The 23,760-nt window shown below is 43.3% G+C and carries 18 protein-coding genes; 14 read left to right on the plus strand and 4 right to left on the minus strand.

From position 1 onward, the window contains the following. Position 1 precedes the first annotated feature (1 nt). A complete protein-coding gene (gene rbsK / locus ACKWCA_RS02540; protein ID WP_413976565.1) occupies positions 2-949 on the minus strand; it encodes a ribokinase in 948 nt (315 codons plus the stop codon). Between the two features lie 44 nt (positions 950-993). On the opposite strand from rbsK, the gene pdeM reads away from it, so the two are divergent. From pdeM to ACKWCA_RS02570, 6 genes are all read left to right on the plus strand, one after another. Further along, entirely contained in the window at positions 994-1,665 is a 672-nt protein-coding gene (pdeM, locus tag ACKWCA_RS02545; RefSeq protein ID WP_413976566.1) for a ligase-associated DNA damage response endonuclease PdeM, read from the plus strand. Between the two features lie 169 nt (positions 1,666-1,834). Then, entirely contained in the window at positions 1,835-2,617 is a 783-nt protein-coding gene (locus ACKWCA_RS02550) for a tryptophan-rich sensory protein (protein WP_413976567.1), read from the plus strand. Between the two features lie 86 nt (positions 2,618-2,703). Next, positions 2,704-6,042 (plus strand): transcription-repair coupling factor, encoded by a 3,339-nt coding sequence (gene mfd, locus ACKWCA_RS02555; protein WP_413976568.1) that lies wholly within the window; start codon positions 2,704-2,706, stop codon positions 6,040-6,042. 151 nt (positions 6,043-6,193) lie between these two features. Continuing rightward, positions 6,194-6,538, plus strand: a complete 345-nt coding sequence (locus ACKWCA_RS02560) for a TerB family tellurite resistance protein (protein WP_413976569.1) — start codon at positions 6,194-6,196, stop codon at positions 6,536-6,538. A gap of 66 nt (positions 6,539-6,604) precedes the next feature. Continuing rightward, positions 6,605-6,919: a hypothetical protein gene (locus ACKWCA_RS02565; RefSeq protein ID WP_413976570.1), complete on the plus strand. Its 315-nt coding sequence runs from the start codon at positions 6,605-6,607 to the stop codon at positions 6,917-6,919. 177 nt (positions 6,920-7,096) lie between these two features. Then, entirely contained in the window at positions 7,097-8,422 is a 1,326-nt protein-coding gene (locus ACKWCA_RS02570) for a TlpA family protein disulfide reductase (protein ID WP_413976571.1), read from the plus strand. A gap of 9 nt (positions 8,423-8,431) precedes the next feature. Here ACKWCA_RS02570 and ACKWCA_RS02575 read toward each other — a convergent pair whose 3' ends face one another. Beyond that, positions 8,432-9,091 carry an aspartate kinase gene (locus ACKWCA_RS02575; RefSeq protein WP_413976572.1) on the minus strand — a complete coding sequence of 220 codons (660 nt, stop codon included), beginning with the start codon at positions 9,089-9,091 and terminating at the stop codon, positions 8,432-8,434. Between the two features lie 94 nt (positions 9,092-9,185). Beyond that, positions 9,186-9,545, minus strand: a complete 360-nt coding sequence (locus ACKWCA_RS02580) for a YraN family protein (RefSeq protein WP_413976573.1) — start codon at positions 9,543-9,545, stop codon at positions 9,186-9,188. Between the two features lie 216 nt (positions 9,546-9,761). Between ACKWCA_RS02580 and ACKWCA_RS02585 the strand changes: the two genes are divergently transcribed. From ACKWCA_RS02585 to ACKWCA_RS02620, 8 genes are all read left to right on the plus strand, one after another. Then, on the plus strand, positions 9,762-11,267 hold the full coding sequence (locus ACKWCA_RS02585) for a DUF1800 domain-containing protein (protein ID WP_413976574.1): 1,506 nt from the start codon (positions 9,762-9,764) through the stop codon (positions 11,265-11,267). 11 nt (positions 11,268-11,278) lie between these two features. Further along, positions 11,279-12,997 carry a DUF1501 domain-containing protein gene (locus ACKWCA_RS02590; protein WP_413976575.1) on the plus strand — a complete coding sequence of 573 codons (1,719 nt, stop codon included), beginning with the start codon at positions 11,279-11,281 and terminating at the stop codon, positions 12,995-12,997. A gap of 171 nt (positions 12,998-13,168) precedes the next feature. Next, positions 13,169-15,250, plus strand: coding sequence for a methionine--tRNA ligase (gene metG, locus ACKWCA_RS02595; protein ID WP_413976576.1), 2,082 nt, complete (start codon positions 13,169-13,171; stop codon positions 15,248-15,250). 102 nt (positions 15,251-15,352) lie between these two features. After that, positions 15,353-17,485: a Tex family protein gene (locus tag ACKWCA_RS02600; protein WP_413976577.1), complete on the plus strand. Its 2,133-nt coding sequence runs from the start codon at positions 15,353-15,355 to the stop codon at positions 17,483-17,485. A gap of 4 nt (positions 17,486-17,489) precedes the next feature. Next, entirely contained in the window at positions 17,490-18,392 is a 903-nt protein-coding gene (locus ACKWCA_RS02605; protein ID WP_413976578.1) for a histone deacetylase family protein, read from the plus strand. A gap of 59 nt (positions 18,393-18,451) precedes the next feature. Further along, positions 18,452-19,945, plus strand: a complete 1,494-nt coding sequence (locus ACKWCA_RS02610; protein ID WP_413976579.1) for a hypothetical protein — start codon at positions 18,452-18,454, stop codon at positions 19,943-19,945. A gap of 159 nt (positions 19,946-20,104) precedes the next feature. Then, entirely contained in the window at positions 20,105-21,151 is a 1,047-nt protein-coding gene (locus tag ACKWCA_RS02615; protein WP_413976580.1) for a nucleoside hydrolase, read from the plus strand. Positions 21,152-21,230: 79 nt separating this feature from the next. Then, on the plus strand, positions 21,231-22,067 hold the full coding sequence (locus ACKWCA_RS02620; protein ID WP_413976581.1) for a phosphatase PAP2 family protein: 837 nt from the start codon (positions 21,231-21,233) through the stop codon (positions 22,065-22,067). A 21-nt stretch (positions 22,068-22,088) separates the two neighbouring features. Here ACKWCA_RS02620 and ACKWCA_RS02625 read toward each other — a convergent pair whose 3' ends face one another. Beyond that, the gene (locus ACKWCA_RS02625) at positions 22,089-23,741 is read right to left on the minus strand and encodes a solute:sodium symporter family transporter (protein WP_413976582.1); all 1,653 of its coding nucleotides are present in this window, start codon (positions 23,739-23,741) and stop codon (positions 22,089-22,091) included. Positions 23,742-23,760 lie beyond the last annotated feature (19 nt).

Consider the following 23,760-nt stretch of genomic DNA (forward strand, 5'->3'; position numbering starts at 1 on the left):
ATTAGTTGAATTTGTTGATTTCCTCTTTAAAAGGTGCCGACCCCTGTGCTCCCATCTTAGTGACGGATAGGGCTGCGGCCTTATTAGCGTAGGCGATGCTTTCTTGCCAACCCATCTCTTGAGACAGGCATACGGTCAACACCCCATTGAAAACGTCACCTGCCGCAGTTGTATCCATTGCCTTTACCTTATTGGATGCTACAAGAAACTTTTCCTTGTGATCCATAAAAAAAGCACCACGACTCCCCAACGTAATAATGACATGCTGAACACCCTTGTTCAGTAAGCTCTGGGCGGCGCGTTCCATTGACGCGTCATCTTCTATCGCTACTCCGGTGAGAATTTTTGCTTCCGTCTCGTTGGGGGTGACCAAGAAAAGCCCGTCTAAAATGGCATCCGATAATTCCTGGGCGGGCGCCGGATTGATAATCAAGGGCCGATTGGTGTTTCTACAATACTGGGCCAAATATGCTATGGTAGCTATGGGAGTCTCCAATTGGGTCAGAAACATGCTGGCATCCCCTCGGTTCTCAACCACCTTAGAAACGTAATCCGCTGAAAGCAACGCATTGGTACCGGAAGCTACAACAATCTCATTTTCGCCTTCTCCGTTCACTGTGATCAAAGCTACTCCAGAAGCCTTCCCATTGAGGACCAAGGCTGAATCAACAGCAATACCCTCGTCACGATATCCTTTCAAGGCATTCTGCCCGAAAACGTCATCACCGACCGCGCAAACAAAGCGGACCTCTCCCCCGGCCCTAGCGGCCGCCACTGCTTGATTGGCGCCCTTACCGCCGGGAAACATGAAAAAATCACCTCCAAGAATAGTTTCTCCTGGCTCAGGAAATCTACTGGTCTTCACGACCATGTCGGTATTGGAACTTCCGATAACGATAATTTTGGCCATATGCGCTGCGTATTCGATTGCTCCGTACAAAGTAGGCATTCACCATTATAAATGCAAACCTTCATTTACTACCTTTGACCCCAATGAACACCGAGACCATTCAGATTAAAGATCAGCAGTTTATCATGCATCCGCTGGGGGTGCTGTTTTGGCAAGAAAAGTCAATGCTCTTGATCAGTGATGTACATCTGGGCAAGGTCTCCCACTTTCGAAAATATGGAGCGGCCGTACCGCATAAGGCCATTCAAAAAAACTTTGAACTGCTTGATGAAGTACTTGAATTTTTTGCCCCCAACACCATCGTTTTTATGGGGGATCTCTTTCACTCTTCCTTGAATAAAGAGTGGGAGTTATTCAAGACATGGACATCTAAGGTCACTGCAACAATGATTTTGGTCGTGGGAAACCACGATATTATTTCACCTGAAAACTACGAAGATTTAGGGGTTCAGGTTGTACCTGAAATTCAAGAAACCGGGTTTTTGCTGACCCACCATCCTGACTTACGCGAAGGGTTTTTCAATTTTTGTGGTCATATTCACCCTGCCATTCGTTTGGCCGGAATGGGTAGGCAATCGGTTCGATTGCGTTGCTTTTTTAAATCCAAAGCGCAATTGCTATTGCCTGCCTTCGGGGAGTTCACTGGTTCACACACCATGGAGCCAGAAGAAAACTGCGAAGTTTTTGCCCTATTGGGCGACACGGTACTGCCCGTTCCGATAAAATCCGTTCGACGTCGCAAAAAACGTTTTTAAAATAGTAGGGGTCGTTAAAAGCAGATAGCAATTTTAAATCCGTATTTTTAGGGATTCATCAAATTCTGGAATCTTGATTTCTAGGCCTTACTTTTTGACGTACCGGAAGAACCCAAAAAGGATAGGAAAATGAGGCACACCATCAAAACGTTCCAATTGATTGACCGCTATGAAGAAAAGACTTTCTATACTCAATCTGGTATCGATACTACTGGTAATCGTCGTGAATTACGTCTCGCAAGCTATTCGAATAAACGAAACGACTATTGGCGAAGTTAGCAACAAGTATTTCAATCTGTTTACCCCGGCCTCTTACGCATTCGCCATTTGGGGACTGATTTTCCTCGCACTTATTGCCTATGGAAGCTATCAGGTTAAATTAGCCTTCTTTAGCCAAAAACCAAGTTCGTTCATTGAAGAAACCGGATATTGGTTTGCGTTGGCCAACCTATTGAATTGTATTTGGGTATTTGTGTTTGCTTATGAATACACCGGACTATCGGTTTTGGTCATGCTTGGTATTTTATACACGTTGCTACGGGTGATCTTGAATACCAATATGGCCAAGCAGTCGGTCTCTAGGTCTACCTACATTTTGGGATGGCTACCCATTGGTATCTATGCCGGATGGATTACCGTCGCTACAGTCGCCAATGTATCTGCCTATTTGGCCAAATTGAATTGGTCGGGCGGGTTTCTTTCCCCATCGGCCTGGACCATCACAATGATTATTGTCGCAACCTTGGTGTACCTCATTATGATTTTTAGACGTCGTACCATTGGGTTTACGGCTGTCGGCATCTGGGCCCTTGTTGCTATATACATCCGACATCAAAATGAATATGCTTCCATCGCCTACACTGCGCTCATTTGCGTTGGAATTATTCTGGTTGCGATTTTATGGGCCGTACTCAAAATTCGTACTTCGGGAATCATTTCTAGTTCCAAATAAAAATCAGCACCAGCACTACTTTTTGTTCCTTTTGAATTGGATTGAACTGCGCGAACTAGGTATCTTTGCATTTCAAACTATAGCGGTTGACCCAAACGAGCATCCAACAACTGTTTTTACAGTCTCCGAAAACCCGGAAACTGCGGGATGCTATTGCCAATTCTCAAGAACATACCTTTTTAGGAGGATTGACCGGATCGTCGCTTTCCTTTGTGGTATCCGAAGCCTTCAAGGATTCGGGAAAACCTTTTCTCCTCATTTTCGATGATAAGGAAGAGGCTGCCTATTACCTTAACGACTTAGAGCAATTACTGGGCGCAAAGGATGTGCTTTTCTATCCTGGAAGTTACCGTAGGCCGTATCAAATTGAAGAAACCGACAATGCCAATGTGCTGCTGCGGGCAGAGGTGCTGAACCGTATCAATTCTCGAAAAAAACCCGCGGTCATCGTATCCTATCCTGATGCTCTTTTTGAAAAGGTCGTGACACGCAGGCAATTAGAGAAGAATACCCTCAAAATAAAATTAGACGATACCCTTTCGCTTGATTTTCTAAATGAGGTCTTGTTCGAATATCGATTCAAACGTGTAGATTTCGTCACTGAACCAGGAGAGTTTTCGGTACGTGGTGGTATCGTCGACGTTTTTTCCTTCTCTCATGACGAACCCTATCGCATCGAGTTTTTTGGCGATGAAGTAGATAGCATTCGAACTTTTGACGTAGAAACACAGTTGTCCACTGAAAAAGTAAAGAAAATTAGTATCATCCCGAATGTCGCCAACAAGTTCATGGAGGAGACCAGGGAGAGTTTCTTGAAATATATTGCTTCAGAAACTGTGGTATACCTAAAAAATACGGGCCTTCTTTTGGGTAAACTGAATGCCTTCTTTGAAAAGGCGGAAGTAGCTTTTGCAGCGCTTTCCGAAGACATCAAACATGCGAGACCCGACGCGCTTTTCTTAAACGGTCCGGCCTTTAAAAAACACTTGAATGGTTTTTCGGTCATCGAATCAACAACTGCGGCGCCCCGAACCGATCAAGCGATTGTTTTTAGCACAAGACCACAACCTTCGTTCAACAAAAAGTTCGACCTGCTCATCGAAAACTTGAACGAATTCAAAGCCAAAGGCTATACCAATTATATTTTCTGTGCTAGCGAGCAACAAGCCAAGCGCTTTCACGCCATTTTTGACGATGTTGACCAAGACGTCCATTATGAAACATTGGTATTTCCTTTATATCAGGGCTTCATTAACGATGATTTGAAACTTGTTTGCTATACCGATCATCAAATTTTTGAGCGTTATCATAAATTCTACCTAAAAAACGGATATGCGAAAAAACAGGCCATCACCCTCAAAGAGCTTAACAAGCTTGAGATCGGCGATTATGTTACCCATATCGATCATGGTATCGGCAAGTTCGGTGGGCTCCAAAAAATAGATGTAGAGGGAAAAAAACAGGAGGCCATTAAATTGATGTACGGAGATCGTGACACGCTATACGTCAGCATTCACTCGTTGCACAAAATCTCTAAATTCAATGGCAAGGACGGGGCAGTACCTAAAATCTACAAATTAGGTTCCGCCGCTTGGAAAAAGCTCAAGCAAAAGACCAAATCGAGAGTTAAGAAAATCGCTTTCGATTTAATAAAAGTCTATGCCAAACGTCGTTTGGAAAAAGGGTTTCAATACGGTCCTGATAGCTATTTACAAAATGAATTGGAAGCCTCTTTTATTTATGAGGATACCCCGGATCAAAGTAAGTCCACCGAAGATGTCAAACGCGATATGGAAAGTGAGCGCCCGATGGATCGGTTGATTTGTGGGGATGTCGGTTTCGGGAAAACCGAAGTGGCCATTCGCGCCGCTTTTAAGGCCGTTGATAATGGTAAACAGGTTGCCGTTTTGGTACCCACGACCATTTTGGCCTTTCAGCATCATCGTACCTTTACCGAACGACTGAAAGAAATGCCGGTAACCGTTGATTATCTGAACCGCTTTCGTACAACTAAAGAACGGCGGGAGACGCTTGAAAAATTAGAAGCTGGAAAAGTCGACATCATCATCGGCACCCATCAATTGGTCAATAAAAATGTGAAGTTCAAAGACCTGGGACTGCTCATTGTTGATGAAGAGCAGAAATTCGGGGTTTCCGTGAAGGATAAATTGAAGTCTATTAAAGAAAACGTAGATGTATTGACCTTGACGGCAACACCAATTCCTCGCACACTACAGTTCAGTTTGATGGCGGCACGTGATCTGTCGGTAATCAATACCCCTCCTCCCAATCGCTACCCTATTGAAAGTAGGGTCATCCGATTTACGGAAGAGACTATCCGTGATGCCATCAGCTATGAGATCCAAAGGGGCGGACAGGCCTTTTTCATCCATAACCGCATTGAGAATATCAAGGAGGTCGCCGGAATGATCCAACGTTTGGTGCCCGATGCCAAAGTAGGTATTGGCCATGGACAAATGGACGGTAAGAAATTAGAACGTTTGATGCTGGCCTTTATGAACGGTGAATTCGATGTACTCGTTTCGACGACCATTGTCGAAAGCGGACTCGATGTGACCAATGCCAATACCATATTCATCAATAACGCCAACAACTTTGGTCTAAGCGATCTACATCAAATGCGCGGCCGCGTGGGAAGAAGCAATAAAAAGGCCTTTTGTTTCTTCATTACCCCGCCCTACGATGTGATGACCCCTGACGCCCGAAAACGAATCGAGGCCCTGGAACAATTTACCGAATTGGGCAGTGGTTTTAATATCGCTATGAAAGATCTTGAGATTCGCGGGGCAGGCGACCTGTTAGGGGGAGAGCAAAGTGGATTCATTAATGAGATCGGCTTTGAAACGTATCAAAAAATCCTATCCGAAGCCATTGAAGAGCTCAAAGAAACCGAATTCAAATCATTGTATGAAGAGGTCGAAGGCCACAAGGAAAAAGTGTTCGTAAAGGAGACTCAAATCGATTCGGATTTTCAGTTACAGTTTCCTGATGATTATATCAACAATATCACCGAGCGACTCAACCTATACACAGAGCTGAATACAGTAAAGGATGAAAATGCCCTCCGAAATTTTGAGTCACAATTGGTAGACCGATTTGGCGAACTTCCGTCGCAAGCGGAAGATTTATTGAATTCGGTTCGAATGAAATGGATCGCCAATAGCATGGGACTTGAAAAGGTGGTATTGAAAAAAGGGAAGTTGATCGGTTATTTTATTAGTGATCAACAATCGGCGTTTTATCAAACCGATGCCTTTACACGCGTGCTTCATTTTGTCCAGTCAAATCCTCAGCATTGCAAAATGAAAGAAAAACAGACTCGAAACGGGCTTCGTCTTCTGCTAGTTTTCGAAGGAATTTCATCCATTGAAAAAGCTTTACACGCCCTTGAACCTCTAATCTGAACATCGCATATTGCGATGAATGCGAGTCGAAATCAGAATCCGTTCATCTACAAAAATCAACGGATACTGTTAATAATTCCTTAATGCAGGAAATCCTTCCAGTCGTTTTTTTGTGTATCTTACCGCCTTTCTAACCCCACACTTAGAAATTATGAATATCCAACGTCCCCTATTCACAATTGCTGAGAAACTCGCTTTAGTGAATGCTATTGACTCCGTGATTGTAGCGGATAAGCTCATACATCAGGCAGAACTTGCGGTGATGAATCAGCTGATGGCCCGAATCGATTTCGATAGTAATTTTATAGCACAAGCCCGTATTATTTCAGATGAGCAGCGTCTTTTAATCGTAAAGGACATGTCCGAAAACAAAAAAAGAAGGCTAGCGGCAATTCTAGATGAGGTTGCTAAGGCAGATGGCTATGTGCACAAAAAAGAAGCGGAATTGATTTCGAATATTTGTGCCGCCATGGGCATCTGCACAGAGGCGGCCTAGAAATCACATCATCAAAAGAATTACAACTTGTAAGAATATTCTGTCTTTTTCTGCGTTTACTCCAATATGGAATTCAATCTTGCGGAAAAACTGGCAATCATCAGAATAATCGATTCGGTCATCATCGTCGATGATGTTATCCATGAAGGAGAAATCAGCTTGTTCAAGCAATTGATTCACTATATTGGCTTTGAAGATAACTTTCTATTTCATGCCAAAAATCTAGATTTTCAAGAAGCATTATTGATGTTGAAGGAAATGTGCCCGGAGAAAAAGAAGGCTCTGGGTGAGATTTTACAAGAGGTCTCCGAAGCTGACGGATTTGTGCATCAAAAGGAAATCTTGCTCATAGAAAATATCATGTCCTCCATCGGGGTTTAAGCTACCTCCTAAAAACACTACACCAAATACTCTGATTTCCCTGCACTAGTTGTATTTAAGTAATTGCACCGTGAAACGGTTTCCCATTATGAATACGACAACAGGCACCAAAGACGTCATTGCGTAAACCCATTGGAAAATGGTAATTTTGGTGTGGTTATTGCCCAATACAACGATATGAGAAGCTTTCTATTGATCCTAGTTCTGTCAATCAGCGCCACGCTAGGGGCGCAACATACCATTTCAGGTACCTTTTCCCCCGCCGAAGACTACACTTGGTTGATTGCATACCATTTAAAACCGGGTGCTCAAGACTATGTTGCGGATGGACCTATAAAGGAGGGCAAATTTGAATTGAGCTTTGCCGAGAATAGTCCGGCAGGCACCTACCGCCTGGTTTACGCAATTCCGCAAGAGGAATACAATTTTGATGTTTTTTTTACAGGAAAAGAGGATGTGGCACTCCATTTTGACTCTGACAAGGGCCTTACATTTACGGCTTCAAACGAAAACATAGTGTTCAACAACTATTTAAGTAGAATCCAGGAAGCGGAGCATCGCCTGATTTCGTATTATACCAGTGGTTCTGTAGAAAAGGACGAATTCGAGACCATTGTCGAGGACCTTCACACGGTTCAAAATTCGTTTGTGGAAAAATCCGCTAATTTGAATGTCAGTACGTTCATAAAAGCCAACCGACCCTATATTCCCTCGGAATACGAAACGGCCAATCAATACGTGAACAACAGAAAGGCCCATTACTTCGACGCTTTGAACCTTGCCGATCCCGCTCTTCAGGCTTCTGGGTTTTTGACGGAAAAACTGCTCAATTACGTTTTTACCGCGCTACCTCCAGAACCTATGAAACCCGAGGAGAGCGAAGCCCTTATGATGGAGAATCTGAAAACCATTATTCAAAAATTGGAAGGTGTTTCCAATGCCTATCAATTCAATTTGCTCTACAGCATATGGAGCGAGGCATCCGCCAAGAATCTTCCGTTACTTTCAGATTATGTGTATCAAGACTATTTAAAATCGATCGCAAGCACCTCGGCGCATCAAGAATTGGTTGCGGCCATTGAACTAGAGAAAAGAATACAGCTAGGAGCAACGGCTCCTGAAATCGTTTGGAAAAAAGATGGAACACTCCAAAGTTTAAGTGAACTCGAAGGTTATGACAATTATGTACTCGTTTTTTGGAGTAGCACTTGCGGCCACTGCCTCAACGAATTACCGGCCTTGCACAAGCGTTTGAAGAAACATACCAATGTTAAAGTATTGGCTGTAGGACTTGAAGACGATGACAAGACGTGGAAAACGGAATCTGCAAAACTCAACAACTTCGATCATGCCATTGCGCTCGGCAAATGGGATAGCGAATATGCGCTCACCTATGGCATAAACGGCACACCCACCTATTTCATCTTGGATCAGGAAAAACGAATACTCGCCAAACCGGAAAACGACAAGGGTGTTGTTGAGTTTTTAGAGAAAGCCCACTAAGCCCAGCTACTACAAGGTCTTCAAATCCTTGATGGTCTTAAACGCGATATCTACCTGATCATCATTGACCAGAATGGTAAATTCATTGGTAGTTGAAATCACTTCGTACAAAACGATACCTTCCCAAGCCAAGCGCTGGAAAATAAAGTAATATATCCCAGGTACCGATACATTTTCTGCAGGTAATTTGACGGTAATCGAAGAAAGTTCTTCCGCCTTCTGGGTACACTTCTCCGCCTTGAACAATCCTTCTACCGTATCATCCATAATATTCGAGATCACGATATTGATTTCATTTACACCTCGAGAAGAAGTGTAAAACACGTCTTGGTTCTGATTGACCTCTTCCAACAGTTTGGCCTGCTGTGATAGTATCGTATCAGAAGCCAAAAATGTATAATCGGTCAATGAAGATCGTACGGTAATCTCTCCGATATTCTTTAAGACCTTGATAATCTTATGGGTCGCCCGAAACTCCAGGTCATCGGAAAGACGTTTTAGGGCCATCACAATGGCACCATTGCGAATATCTTTCCCGAGCTCGTCCTCGATTTCAGATTTAACGATTCTTGATAATGACGTAAGGTTGATGATGCCTTGTGCCAACGCGCTTTGTAAAAACGGCTTTTTTTTGATGTACTGCTCTACAACAGAAGAAATAGTTTTCATGATTGGTTGATTGATTAAATGCTAAAATAACAATTTGTTACAAATAAAACAAATTGTACTAAAAATACATTCCACTGGTATGGCGCCACACGACTCAGAAATGGTAAAAAGCGCTTTCCAAGTGTTCTATTTTAAAGATTTTCTTGTTCTTCAATATCGTAATGATATCAAAGCGCACCTCCACATCAAGTTCATTGGAAGTGACATACGCATCGGCCCCCATCACCAAGAGCTTGATTTTTTTCGGTGTTATGGTATCCGCTATTGGAATTATTTGGTCGTTACTTCGCGCACGAACCTCAACAATTGCCAAGATATTATCCTTTTCGGCAATGATATCGATTTCGGATTTCAGATAGCGATAATTTCTATTCAAGATGACATAGCCCTTTTGAATCAAAAAGTCGACTGCAAGCTGCTCTCCTTCCTTTCCGAATTCGTTATGTTTTGCCATTATTAAAATCTTAAATATTCAGAAAAAGTGCATTTCATCGAAAATACACGTCGTTAAACGTCTGATTTAACAGTATTACCGTACATTTTTAGGTAGTACAACGAATATATACATATTTCAATACTACCAACCAATCTGAGCACGTTATTAAATTTAACCACGTGAATAGTCGCCCCAAGCACTGTGAACGAAAACTTACTAACGCCCCTTTTGCTTATGGAATATTTCGTTAATTGTAATACTTCTACTCTTGCGCCTTACGCCAATGCTTTGTCAAAAGAACAAGTGGAACACCTTTATCGTAGGTTAGGTTTTAGCGCATCGGTTCAACTTGTAAACAGTCAAATTGGTCAAAATGCCGGCCAATTGGTAGACAGCCTGATCAATCAGGCCCAAAATTTACCACCCATTGCTGCACCGGTTTGGGCAACATGGAACAACAGCAACTATCCTGAGGATGAAGACGCTAGAAGAACTTTGATGAGAACCCAGCGTTCGGAATTCAGTTTGACGTACACCAACTCTATGTTGAACAATACACTTCGAGATCGGTTGAGCTTCTTCTGGAGCAATCATTTTGTGACCGAATTGGATGTTTATGAATGTAATGCCTTTCTGTACGAGTACATTAACTGTTTACAACGTAACGCGCTCGGAAACTTTAGAACCTTCGTCAGCGAAATCGGGTTGACCAATGCAATGCTCTATTATCTAGATGGCGTATTCAACAATGGGAACAATCCAAATGAGAACTATAGTCGAGAGCTATACGAACTCTTTACTTTAGGTGATGAAAATGGCTATACGGAAGAAGATATCATTGAAGCGGCAAAGGCTCTGACCGGGTACGTCGAACGCGGTGAACTGGGTTGCGAAGCTGTACAGTTCAACCCCGAACGCCATGACGCGGGTAGCAAGACCATCATGGGCCAAACCGGTAATTGGGGGTATGATGATGTTATCGATATCCTTTTTACGCAGCGCTCGAACGAAATTGCTGAATTCATTTCGCGAAAACTCTATGAATTCTTTGTACACCCTGATTCAAAAGAAGACTTCATTAACAATACGATTATTTCGGGTATGGCTGCAACCTTGGTCGCCAATAACTTTGAAATCGCCCCAGTATTGGCGCAGTTATTCAAGAGTGAACACTTTTTCGATGACGACGCCATCGGCGTTATTATAAAGAGTCCGTTCGATCTGTATTTCAACTTTATTAAGGAGACCAATTTCTCTTATACGGATACCACTATTGAAACCGCTGTCAACTACAGCGATTTATTGGGGCAGACATTGTTCGACCCTGTCGATGTAGCCGGTTGGCAAAGAGACCGACAATGGATCAATACGAATTTTATCATTGGACGATGGTTGACCCTACTAGATGTTATCGATGGGTTCTATCAGGCTGATGAGGAGCAATTCAGAACATTTGCCATGGATGCCGTTGGAGCCGCCAACAGCAATACAAGTAACCCTGAAACGGTAGTACGGGCCATTGTAGAAAAGATAACTCCTAAAGGAATGTATACCGAGGAAGAATTCAATAACTGTATGTCGGCCTTCAAGATAGATGATATCCCCGAAATCTATTACGGCCCCGATTATATAGATGGCGGACAATCTTTGTGGGTGTTAAGCATCACCCCTTCAGTACCCAATCAGGTACAGTTGCTTTTAAAGCACCTTTCAAGACAACCAGAATTTCAACTCAAATAAAACCTACTACTATGTGCGATTACCATAACGACGATTTATCACCTTATAAAGGCCTTGAACATGAAGGCCACGATACCGAACACAAGCAATGGAGCCGACGATCTTTTATGCAGGCCCTAGGTATAGCGGGATCAGGTTCTATGATGTTGGGCAGCAATATGCTGACTGCTTCAGCTGCGTCTCCACTTACAAGTGCTATAGCTGCGGCGGAGACCGATAATATCTTGATTCTTATAAGACTATCTGGCGGTAATGACGGTCTAAGTACCGTTATACCCATTGAGCAATACGATTCATATGCCAATGCCCGGCCCAATATCTATATTCCCGAAAGTAAGATACTGAAACTCACTGATGAGTTTGGGATACCTTCTTATATGAACGCGGTACAGCCGATGTGGGCGGAAGGCCAATTCAAAGCGGTACATGGCGTTGGTTACGAAGGGCAGAGTCTTTCGCACTTTACAGGTTCCGATATTTTTGCCAATACCGATTTGGAAACCACGGGGTTTTCCGGTTTGAACACCGGATGGATGGGTCGTCACTTCGAGCATCTATATCCTGATTATTTATCAGATTTTCCAGGAAGCCGCCCTGAAGGGCCTGCTGCCATTCAAATAGGAAACTACGGTAGTCTAGTTTTTGAAGGGGAAGAAACCAATTATGCCTTTGTCACTAACAACGTAGACCAATTGGAGCAGATTGCCGAAACAGGCCTTCAATATTCGGTAGATGAAGTAGATGACACTTGTATGTACGGTGATCAGATCAAGTTTCTTCGAGGAGTTTCGAACGTGACCAACGAGTATGCCGGAAAAATTCATGAAGCCTATATGAGAGGCTCGAATCAAGTAGAATATCAAGACAACTATTTTGCCCGTCAAATGGCCCTTTTGGCCCGTTTGATCAAAGGTAATCTAGGCACAAAGGTGTATATGATTTCAATGGGCGGTTTTGACACACATGGAAACCAGCCTTTGAATCATGCCCGATTGATGACAAATTTGTCTGTTGCCATCGATAATTTTTACGATGATGTTGCCTTCACACAACAAGATGATAAAATATTGAGTATGACCTTTTCGGAATTCGGAAGACGTATCTTCGAGAATGGATCCAACGGTACGGATCATGGTAAGGCCGCTCCGACCTTATTCTTTGGTTCAGGACTGAACGGAAGTGCTTTTGTAGGTGAACATCCTACCTTGGACAATCCTGATGGGAGAGGAAATCTTGAATATACCATGGATTTCCGTGACCTCTATGCCACAGTCTTGGCAGAATGGTTATGTGTTGATATTCCTTTGGTGGAACAGCATTTACTAGATCATCCGTATGCTCCGGTAAACCTAGGGTTCAATTGTAGTGGAATCGACTTCCCCGACATTGTATATAGCGACGGGGAACCGACTATACCCGGTTCAGAAGACCCGGTAGACCCTACACCTTATGACCCTTCCTTATTGGACGCTATCGTACACAAGCCCTTTTATCCAACGGATCAAGCACCTCATATTTACTTGGAGATGCCGTTTAGCGCTCATGTCGATATTAAATTGTTCAATATTCTAGGACAACAGGTAGGTACGGTCTACAATGAGATGATGATGGAAGGTTCGGTCGAACTGAACATTCGAGAACGTATGCCGCAGCACTTATCCGCAGGTAAATACATTTATCGCATCGACGTACAAAACCAAAAAATGGCCAAATCGGTCATGGTGGCCTAAGCCACCTGTTTAAGAGTTAAGATTTATAAGGCTTTTGTCCCCTAAATCTAACCCCCACTCTAGTAAAGCCTTCGCACTCGTGCCCCGAGTAATAGCGGAGGCTTTCTTTTTTAGGTATTTCGGAATGCCTCCCCATAAAAATCTTTATTTTTGAGCCCAAATTTGCTCTCAATGGCCCAACATTCGAATTCTCCGGCACGCTATACCATTACCGCGGCCCTACCCTACACCAACGGACCCATTCATATCGGTCATCTGGCAGGTGTATATGTACCTGCGGATATCTATGCCCGCTATCTGCGAATGAGAGGAAAAGACGTCGCTTTCGTTTGCGGAAGCGATGAACATGGTGTCGCCATTTCCATGAAAGCTAAAAAAGAAGGGGTAACACCTAAAGCGATTATCGATAAATACGACGGAATCATTCGACAGTCTTTTCAAGATTTCGGAATAACTTTCGATAATTATTCGCGTACTTCACGAGAAATCCATCATAAAACAGCCGGTGACTTTTTTAAAAGATTGAACGATCAAGGTGATTTTATCGAAGAGATCACGGCCCAATTATATGATGAAGAAGCCCAACAGTTTTTGGCAGACCGATTTGTAATCGGTACTTGTCCGAATTGTGGACATGAAGAAGCCTACGGAGATCAATGTGAAAACTGCGGGACTTCTTTAAACGCCACGGACCTCATCAATCCGAAATCGACCATTACCGGTACCAAACCCACCACAAAAGAAACCAAGCACTGGTTTTTACCTTTGGACAAACACGAAGATTTCCTAAAGGAATGGATTTTGGAAGGACATAAATCGGACTGGAAACCCAATGTTTACGGACAATGCAAAAGTTGGATCGACGACGGATTGAGACCACGTGCCGTAACCCGTGATTTGGACTGGGGTATTCCAGTTCCTGTTAAAGGCGGTGAAGGGAAAGTATTGTACGTATGGTTTGATGCTCCGATAGGCTATATCTCATCCACCAAGGAATGGGCCGAACGCGAAGGCAAGGACTGGGAACCGTACTGGAAATCGGATGACACCAAACTGGTCCATTTTATCGGCAAAGACAATATCGTATTCCATTGTATCATTTTCCCTTCGATTCTCAAGGCCCATGGAGATTATATCCTCCCTGAAAATGTGCCGGCAAATGAATTTCTGAATTTGGAAGGCAACAAACTCTCCACCTCGAAAAATTGGGCAGTTTGGCTACATGAATATCTTGAGGAATTTCCAGACATGCAAGATGTCTTACGGTATACCTTGACCGCGAATGCGCCAGAGACCAAGGACAACGATTTCACCTGGAAGGACTTTCAGGCCAGAAACAACAACGAACTGGTCGCGATCTTCGGAAACTTCATCAATAGGGTCGTCGTACTGACCAATAAATATTATGATGGAGTTGTTCCAAGTCCTTTGCCATTCTCCTCAATCGATACGGAAACACTTGAGCAACTACAAAAATATCCCGAAATCATATCCCGTTCCATAGAACGCTATCGTTTCAGGGAAGCTGGGCAAGAGCTCATGAACCTGGCTCGTTTAGGCAATAAGTACCTGGCCGATGAAGAACCTTGGAAAGTTATCAAGCAAGATGAAGAACGCGTGAAGACCATTATGTTCGTCGCACTTCAAATCGCCACGGGATTAGCGGTTTTGAGCGAACCTTTTTTACCCTTTACAAGTACGAAGCTCAAATCAATTCTAAATGTCGCGCTAAGCGAAGTCGAAGGGCTTGGCTGGAATGATGTTGAAGAGAAGGAAACCCTCCTATCATCAGGTCATCAAATCAACAAAGGGGAATTGCTCTTTAGAAAAATAGAAGACAAAGAAATACAGGCGCAACTGGATAAATTAGAGGCCACCAAGAAAATCAACGAAAACGCAAACAAAGCACTGATGCCACAAAAAGATACGATTACCTTTGACGACTTCACCAAATTGGATATGCGCGTAGGCACTATAGTCGAAGCGGAAAAAATGGCCAAGACCAAAAAACTCATGGTCTTAAAAGTGGACACGGGTCTTGATGTCAGAACCATAGTTTCCGGTATTGCAGAGAGTTTTTCCGCAGCGGAAATTATTGGCAAAAAAGTAACCGTGCTCATCAATCTTGCACCTAGGGCCTTGCGTGGTGTTGAAAGCGAGGGCATGATCTTGATGACCGAGAATACCGATGGCAAGTTGGTTTTTGTGAATCCTGATGAAGATGCCGTTGGCAATGGGGAGGGCATAAACTAGTTTTCCACTGTACTTTTGTACTAATAGTGTCCTGAGTTCTATTAAAACTCACGACATGATAAGGCGTGTACCCCGCTCCCTAGGATAAAATCATACGACAGAATGACTATCATCCCATATATTGTAAAGCATACCAGTCTCCCCGAGACAAGTATTAGAAACACGGTAGCGCTTCTGGACCAAGACTGCACCGTACCCTTTATTTCACGGTACCGTAAAGAAAAAACAGGTGGTCTTGACGAAGTACAAATTGGTGCGATCGTACAATTCAAAGCTGAATTCGAAGCTTTGGAAAAACGAAAGGTCAGTATTTCAAAGGTGATTGAAGAACAGGGTTCGCTTACCGCCGAATTACAACAAAAAATTCAAGGGGCCGAAAACTTGACCGTACTTGAAGATCTCTATCTTCCCTTCAAGAAAAAGAGAAAGACCAAGGCAGAGACTGCCAGGAAAAACGGATTGGAACCCTTGGCTAAAATAATCATGGCACAAAACCATACCGACATCGATCTTGCCGCGTCTCGATATGTTACGCATCAGGTGAAGAATGAAGAGGAAGCCTTGGAAGGTGCACGCCATATTATTGCCGAATGGCTCAACGAGCGGATTTCAATACGCAATCAAATTCGAAAGCAGCTCGAACGCTCGGCAATGCTGACCACCAAGGTTGTCAGCAAAATGAAAGACGAGGAGAAAGCCCAGAAGTTTCGTGACTATTTTGATTGGAACGAGGCTTTAAAACGCTGTCCCTCGCACCGCTTTTTGGCGATTCTAAGAGCAGAAAAAGAAGGGTTTATACGCCTTAAGATCGAAATCGATGATACGTATACCTTATCGACTATTGCCGACCGGGTCATCAAATCTGACAATTCTTGCACGCCACACATTCAATTGGCCTTGGAGGATGCATACAAACGGCTACTCTTTCCATCTTTATCCAATGAAGTATTGAAATCCGCAAAGGAAAGGGCCGATGAAGAAGCCATCAAGGTCTTCTCCAAAAATTTGAAACAACTCTTGCTCGGAGCTCCCTTGGGCGAAAAACGCATCCTCGCTATTGACCCGGGGTTTCGAACTGGGTGTAAAGTGGTCTGTTTAAGTGCACAGGGCGAATTGCAACACAATGAAACTATTTACCCGCATGCACCACAAAACAAAAGTTCAGAGGCCATCAAAAAAATAAGCTCCCTGTGCGATGCGTATCGCATAGAGGCTATCGCTATCGGAAATGGTACCGCCTCACGGGAAACGGAACGTCTGGTGAAACGCATTCATTTCAAGAACCCGGTCGAAGTGTTCGTAGTCAGTGAAGCCGGTGCTTCCATTTATTCCGCCTCCAAAATCGCCCGTGAAGAATTCCCGAACTATGATGTGACCGTTCGTGGATCTGTTTCTATCGGTCGCCGGTTGGCCGACCCCTTAGCGGAATTGGTGAAAATCGACCCCAAGTCAATCGGCGTGGGCCAGTACCAACATGATGTGGATCAACAAAAACTACAAACTTCATTGGATAATGTAGTGTCGAGCTGTGTCAATGCCGTGGGAGTAAATATCAATACCGCCAGTGTTCCGTTATTAAGTTATGTATCCGGTATTGGTCCCAAATTGGCCGAAAACATCGTTACCTATCGCACCGAAAAAGGAGCTTTTCCCGATAGGGCGAGTATTAAAAAAGTGCCCCGTCTGGGCGGTAAAGCCTTTGAACAAGGCGCCGGTTTTCTTCGGATCAAGGGTGGAAAAAATCCGTTGGACGATTCCGCCGTACACCCTGAAAGCTATTCCGTAGTGCAACAAATGGCCAAAGACAGCGGAAAACAGTTATCTGATTTGATCGGAAATCAAAGCGAATTGCAACAAATCGATCTATCAAACTACTGTACCGAAACAATGGGTTTACCCACACTTAAGGACATCGTAGAAGAACTCGAGAAACCCGGACTTGATCGTAGGGAAAAAGCCAAGATCTTCACCTTTGACCAGAACATTCGTAGTATTACCGATTTACGTGATGGGCAATTGGTGCCAGGTATCGTCAATAACATTACCAATTTTGGTTGTTTTGTAGACATTGGCATCAAGGAAAGCGGATTGATTCATATTTCAAATCTATCCGATACTTTCGTAAAGGATGTCAATGCGCACGTTCAACTCAATGAGCAGCTCATTGTCAAAGTCTTGTCAGTTGACATTCCTAGAAAACGAATACAATTGGCGCTTCATCAGAAAATAGGATAAGACGATGCTTAAAATCGCGTACCACCCCATTTACAAACACCCCTTACCGGAAGGGCACCGGTTTCCGATGTTAAAGTATGACCTGCTTCCCAAGCAATTATGCTATGAAGGGACTTGCGAGAAAAATAACTTTTTCGAACCGGAAATACCCAATGACAAATATATCGTTGCGGTTCATGACCCAGAATATTTCTATGACCTCTTGAATATCAAGATTCCCCCAAGAGAGGCTCGAAAAATTGGTTTTCCCCTTACGGAGGATCTTGTAGAACGTGAACGTATTATTGCCGATGGAACAATCAAAGGTTGTGAATTCGCCCTAGAATTCGGAATTGCCATGAATATCGCCGGAGGCACCCACCACGCCTACACAAATCGCGGGGAAGCCTTTTGCATGCTGAACGATCAGGCCATCGGAGCGCGCTATCTGCAGGCTAGGGGGTTGGCCAAAAAGATTCTCATTGTCGATCTAGATGTTCACCAAGGAAATGGCACGGCTGAAATCTTCCAAAATGACGCTTCGGTGTTTACGTTTTCGATGCACGGTGCTGGTAACTATCCCTTTAAAAAAGAGCAATCCGATTTGGATATTGCCCTTGAAAAAGAGACGGATGACGCCACCTATTTATTCATTTTAAGAGATACCCTGCCCCAACTGATAGACCAGCAGAGACCTGACTTCGTATTTTACCTCTGTGGTGTCGACGTTGTGGCCTCCGATAAATTAGGTACTTTAGGCATGACCATTGAAGGCTGTAGAGCCCGAGACGAATTTGTGCTGGACATTTGCCACAAAAGAGGTATCCCGGTACAATGCAGTATGGGCGGTGGGTATTCACCGGATATCAAAACCATTGTAGATGCGCATGCGAACACCTTTCGACTTGCGCAACAAATATTCTTCTGAATTCAGGAAATTCAATAATCACATCCATCTTACGTTACATACTCATTAAACATTCTCTTATGAAATTCCGACTAACTGTTCTTTTTCCAGTCTTGTTTTCCTCCATCTGTTCCTTCAGCCAGCAAGAGTTGATATCAAGTGCAATGCAACTCAAGGAGTTTGAATCAACTACAATGTTACCCGTAGTCGACAAAAAAGATAATATTCATCTTTTCTCGATATCCAAGAGTATTTTAGACGAATCCATTATCAATGAAATCGTTTATAACCCCACAACTAATACCCTTCTGCGCAAAAAGCATTCGAAGCCAGATGCCATTTCGCTTAAAGATATCAGTGGACTGGAGATAACGGACAACAACTTGATCGGCATCTATTTTCACAGTAAGGGCAAGGGAATCTTTAATCGCATCACAATCGGTAGCGAAAAAGGATCAATACATCAAACGTTCGAATTGAAGTTAAAGAAAGAGAAGGTAATTCAGTACATCAGCCATAAAGGAAAGTTCACTATGCTGACGGTTCAAAGAAATGGCTCTACGATAAACTGCTACTCTTTTGATGGGGTTTCCTATGATAAAAAGTCCTTTGATTTTAATGGTGAACGATTCTATGATAAGGAAAACAAACTGACCAATTTGGATCAAATTTTGAATAAAAACTTTATGTCGACCATCACTACGAAAACCTATAATGAGCCCATGCGCTACTCGCGATACACAAAAGTATTCCCTGATGAGAATGGTTTTACAATTACGTTAAATCATAGAAAAAACGGTACGCGAACATTATACCTAGACTTAAAAAACAATTTGAGAACAGCGGATTACTATAACATTCCCACTGCAGGTTTTTCGAGCGGCGACCGTCTAAAAGCCAACTCTTTTTTGCATCAAGATATCCTTTATTCAATGATAACCTCTAAATCAGAAATGGTTATCACACTGAATAAATGGAACACCAAGGAGAAATTAAAAGAATTCAGGTTCAATTCAGATGACGAACAGGCTTTTACGCTTACCGAAATCTTAGATGGAGAAGACAAAAGTTCACAAATGGTAAATGCCGATAGGCAGCAAGCCGAATCAAGTCGCTCGAAAAAGGAAATGAGCATGAAAAAATTCCTAAAACTTTTGATCAACACGCCCTTTAGCGGACTATCAGCGAGTTCAGAAGCTGATGCGATTTTACTTGCCGTGGGTGGTTTTATGCCACCCCAACAGAGCAGCGCTCCTATGATGATGCATGGTGCACCTAGTATTATCAATACACCGGCGGGTATGATAACAATTCAAAATTTCACCCCTCCAATTGCAATCAACGGCTTTAAGTTCGGCGCATTTAGCTATGAGCGCAAACTTTTGCTCTCTAAAAACAACCTAGAACTATCTCCAAAGAAACCAACTATTTCAGCCCAGGATAAAATTTCATATTATTTGGGCAATTTAAAGCGCGTCGGACTCGAAACATCCTTTCAATATCATGACGACTTCATGTTGGGGTATTATGACAAAAAAGAGAAAACGTACCATTTGGTTCAGTTCACCGATTGATTGTTCGAATCAATTCATCTTGTAGTATTCTAGAAACGAACGCTATTAAAACAATTGATGATACAGGTACACAAACCTTAGGTCTTCACGACAATTTTCTTCCAATAGTCACTATTTTTCGTATTTTTCAGTGATACGAATTCCCTAAAAACGTTGTGCATGAAATCGTTCCCATTGTTATTGATCTCACTTATCGTTTTAAGCTCCTGCAAGGAAACCCCGAAAAGAAGTTCAAAAGAGGTCCTGGAAAAGACAGTGGAAAATGAGCGTTCTAAAATCAAACTGATTTTCGATACCGATGCGAACAACGAATTGGACGATCAACATGCATTGGCTTACCTACTATTGAACGGTGATGTATTCGATGTAAAAGGCATAACCGTAAACGCAACGGTCAACGGAAAAGGAATACAGGGCCATTATGATGAGGCAGAACGCGTGATGCAGTTGTGTAATCTAAAAGACTCCTTACCCTTATTAAATGGAGCTGAAGGAAATTTCGCGGGGATTTCAAAAAATTTCAATCCAGACGCGTATGATGGAAAGGACGGTGTTGATTTTATGCTCAATGAAACAAAAGAGGATTCGGTGATTATCGTGGCGGTAGGAAAGCTGACCAATATTGCCTTAGCCCTTAAAAAAGACCCTTCGTTTGCAGAACGCACCCGTATTGTTTGGCTGGGAAGCAACTATCCCGAACCGGGAGAATACAATCAAGACAATGACACCATTGCCATGAACTATGTATTGAACTCGAAAATTCCATTTGAAATGGTGACCGTGCGTTACGGAAAACCCTCGGGCACAGATGCCGTTGCGGTTACCCAAGATGAAATCGCACATAAAATGACGGGCATCGGACCCAAAGCGACCGAACCGATTACGGGAAGACATGGAGGCACTTTTGAGACTTTCGGTGACTATTCGGTGAACCTGTTTACCCACATCTTTGATGAAGCCCATATTCAAGCCAACGAGACCAAATCGCGACCGTTGTTCGATATGGTGGCCCTAGCCATTTTAAAGAATCCTGATTGGGCCGAGACACAAACAATTCCCGCTCCGATACTCATTGACAATTCATGGGTCGAGCGACCTAATAATCCCAGACAGATGCTGCTTTGGGAGAATTTTGACCGAGAAAACATATTGAACGACTTTTACGAGACTATCGAATTTCCTAATTATGTCAAGGGATCGGATTAACGGTTCATTGTCTTCATTTGTCAATTGCTAAACTAAGTCAATAAACCCGCTTATTGAGTACAACCATTCAAACCTTCCTATGAAAAAACTTAGTATACTTCTAGTCATTTCCTTCGGCATATTTGTTCATGGTCAAGATACTGCATTTGACACCGCAGAATCGCGTTGGAGCATGTTCAAATATGACATGAAGAATGTTTTCGGAGGAATGGGCCATGCCTATTCAAGACCTTTTCATTGGAAAGGAGATCAATGGGGTGATTTCGGGGTGACCATGATCGGTACAGGAGTGGCTTACTTTTTTGACGACCCGGTCTACAATTATGCAGATGGAATTAAAGAAGATATTCCTCAAATCATTCGCGATTATGGTTTTGAATATGGTAGTCCGGCCAACAACTATATGATTACCGGAGGGGTATATGCCGTGGGGTTGATCGCGAAAAACAAAAAGCTTAGACGAACGGGGGTTCTATTGATTTCGTCGGCCTCGACCGCAGGGCTGTTGCAACAAATCATGAAATCGGCCTTTGGTCGGGCCCGACCATTATCGGGTCGGTCTAAAGACACCTTCAATCCGCTCTGGGCCGGAGACAAGGATTTTCATTCCTTTCCATCAGGGCATGCCATTCTTGCCATGACCAATGCCCACGCCATCGCCAAGCAATTTAGAAATGGTTGGGTAAAAGGTGGAATCTATACCTTGGGGGCCATCCCTGCAATTTCAAGGCTCTGGGAAGGCAAACACTGGCTTTCGGACGTGGTATTGAGCGTTGCCATTAGTTTCTTTACGGTGGAATCCATTGATCGTTATCTCGATAAAAAGTATGATGAGAAATACAACGCTTCCCAAAAAAGGGTTAGCTGGAACCTCAACTTCGGCCCTGGTACGGTGGGGTTACAAATGCAATTTTAGGTTTTTACCTTATGCCGTGCCTCAGAAAATCAAATAGGTACTCAGCACCATGGCGGTAATAATAGCCCCTGCCAACCAAGCGTATTTCCAAGGTGTAGTATCGATAACGTCGGTTACTTTGGGCACATACACATCGGTTTTGGGTTTTACCGCACCAACGATAAGCATGATGATGATGTTCACCACAAACAATATACCCATAATATGGAGGTAGTGTGGATACGCTTCGGCCTCTATCAATGCCAATTGCGCCGCATCGGTGACACCATTGGCCTCAGCCTCGGCCAAAGCCGAATTAACCATAACGGGACCTAGGCCCAAAAGGCTGATCAAATACATAATCACACCACCGATCAAAACTATTTTAGCACCTAATGCGGGTACTTTTTTGGTTAAAATCCCCATCAAAACTACTGCCAAAATCGGCACACTTAAACTCCCCAATGTCTGTTGAATATAAGAAAATAGCCCATCAGGAGCATTTCGAATAAATGGAGCTATTGTCATTGAAACCACGGCCAGACCAAGCCCAAATCGCTTCCCGGCCGTAACCGTTTGCATTTCGGTCGCCTCGCGGTTAAAAAACTTTCGGTACAGATCAAAACCGAACAAGGTAGCACTACTATTCAATAAACTATTGAAAGAACTTAAAATAGCTCCAAACAAAACCGCCGCAAAAAATCCCAATAAACTACCTGGTAATACTCTTCGAACCAATTCAGGGTACGAAGCATCGGCATCGTTCAATTCAGACCCGAACATGTTATAGGCGATAATGCCCGGTAAGACCACGATAATGGGTATCAAGAACTTGACCAAGGCGGCCAACATCACCCCTTTCTGGCCTTCCTTTAGACTCTTGGCACCAAAGACCCTTTGTAAAATCGATTGATTGGTACCCCAATAATACACTTGCGCAATCATCATACCCGTGAAGATGGTTCCTACCGGTATCGATGAGGTCACATCCCCCGTGACATCGAATTTATCTCGATTCTCCGCCCATAATTTCGCCAGTCCACCACCAATACTACCGTCATCACTAATCATGGTCAAACCGAAATACGGAATCAATATTCCCCCGACTAGCAATCCAATGGCATTGACCAGGTCGGAAACGGCCACCGCTTTTAGCCCTCCATATATGGCGTAAATAATACCGATGATACCTATGCACCAGACACAGATCCAATAAGCTGCCGTTTCCGACACCCCCAAAGTTTCAGGTAGCTCGAACATGGTTATAAATGCCTTGGAACCTGCATATAAAATAGTAGGCAAGAGTACAATACCAAAGGCTATCAGGAACAGCATCGACAAAATAGCTTTGGTATTCTCATCAAAACGACCTTCAATAAATTCAGGAATTGTGGTAATCCCCTTCTTCATATATTTTGGCAAAAACCAAATGGCTGTAAATATGAGCGCAATAGCAGCCAAGGTTTCCCAAGCCATGACCAGAATACCCTCTGTAAACGATTGCCCATTAAGACCGACTATTTGTTCGGCCGAAAGATTGGTCAACAACAGGGATCCGGCAATGGTAATGGCACCTAAACTACGACCACCAAGATAATAGCCATCAGCTGACTTTTCATCGGTTTTACGGGTTGCATACCAGGCGATAAAAGCCACTAATAGGGTAAAACCGACGAAGGAGACAATTGATAGCATAAAGTTGGGTTGTATGAGT

Source organism: Maribacter corallii, from assembly GCF_047345415.1.
In the GTDB taxonomy this organism is placed as follows: Bacteria; Bacteroidota; Bacteroidia; order Flavobacteriales; family Flavobacteriaceae; genus Maribacter_C.

Excerpts from the sequence above, each read along its gene's own strand:
- rbsK (WP_413976565.1), bottom strand. The coding sequence starts at position 949 with ATGCCTACTTTGTACGGAGCAATCGAATACGCAGCGCATATGGCCAAA.
- pdeM (WP_413976566.1), top strand. The coding sequence starts at position 994 with ATGAACACCGAGACCATTCAGATTAAAGATCAGCAGTTTATCATGCAT.
- ACKWCA_RS02550 (WP_413976567.1), top strand. The coding sequence starts at position 1,835 with ATGAAGAAAAGACTTTCTATACTCAATCTGGTATCGATACTACTGGTA.
- ACKWCA_RS02560 (WP_413976569.1), top strand. The coding sequence starts at position 6,194 with ATGAATATCCAACGTCCCCTATTCACAATTGCTGAGAAACTCGCTTTA.
- ACKWCA_RS02565 (WP_413976570.1), top strand. The coding sequence starts at position 6,605 with ATGGAATTCAATCTTGCGGAAAAACTGGCAATCATCAGAATAATCGAT.
- ACKWCA_RS02570 (WP_413976571.1), top strand. The coding sequence starts at position 7,097 with ATGAGAAGCTTTCTATTGATCCTAGTTCTGTCAATCAGCGCCACGCTA.
- ACKWCA_RS02575 (WP_413976572.1), bottom strand. The coding sequence starts at position 9,091 with ATGAAAACTATTTCTTCTGTTGTAGAGCAGTACATCAAAAAAAAGCCG.
- ACKWCA_RS02580 (WP_413976573.1), bottom strand. The coding sequence starts at position 9,545 with ATGGCAAAACATAACGAATTCGGAAAGGAAGGAGAGCAGCTTGCAGTC.
- ACKWCA_RS02585 (WP_413976574.1), top strand. The coding sequence starts at position 9,762 with ATGGAATATTTCGTTAATTGTAATACTTCTACTCTTGCGCCTTACGCC.
- ACKWCA_RS02590 (WP_413976575.1), top strand. The coding sequence starts at position 11,279 with ATGTGCGATTACCATAACGACGATTTATCACCTTATAAAGGCCTTGAA.
- metG (WP_413976576.1), top strand. The coding sequence starts at position 13,169 with ATGGCCCAACATTCGAATTCTCCGGCACGCTATACCATTACCGCGGCC.
- ACKWCA_RS02600 (WP_413976577.1), top strand. The coding sequence starts at position 15,353 with ATGACTATCATCCCATATATTGTAAAGCATACCAGTCTCCCCGAGACA.
- ACKWCA_RS02605 (WP_413976578.1), top strand. The coding sequence starts at position 17,490 with ATGCTTAAAATCGCGTACCACCCCATTTACAAACACCCCTTACCGGAA.
- ACKWCA_RS02610 (WP_413976579.1), top strand. The coding sequence starts at position 18,452 with ATGAAATTCCGACTAACTGTTCTTTTTCCAGTCTTGTTTTCCTCCATC.
- ACKWCA_RS02615 (WP_413976580.1), top strand. The coding sequence starts at position 20,105 with ATGAAATCGTTCCCATTGTTATTGATCTCACTTATCGTTTTAAGCTCC.
- ACKWCA_RS02620 (WP_413976581.1), top strand. The coding sequence starts at position 21,231 with ATGAAAAAACTTAGTATACTTCTAGTCATTTCCTTCGGCATATTTGTT.
- ACKWCA_RS02625 (WP_413976582.1), bottom strand. The coding sequence starts at position 23,741 with ATGCTATCAATTGTCTCCTTCGTCGGTTTTACCCTATTAGTGGCTTTT.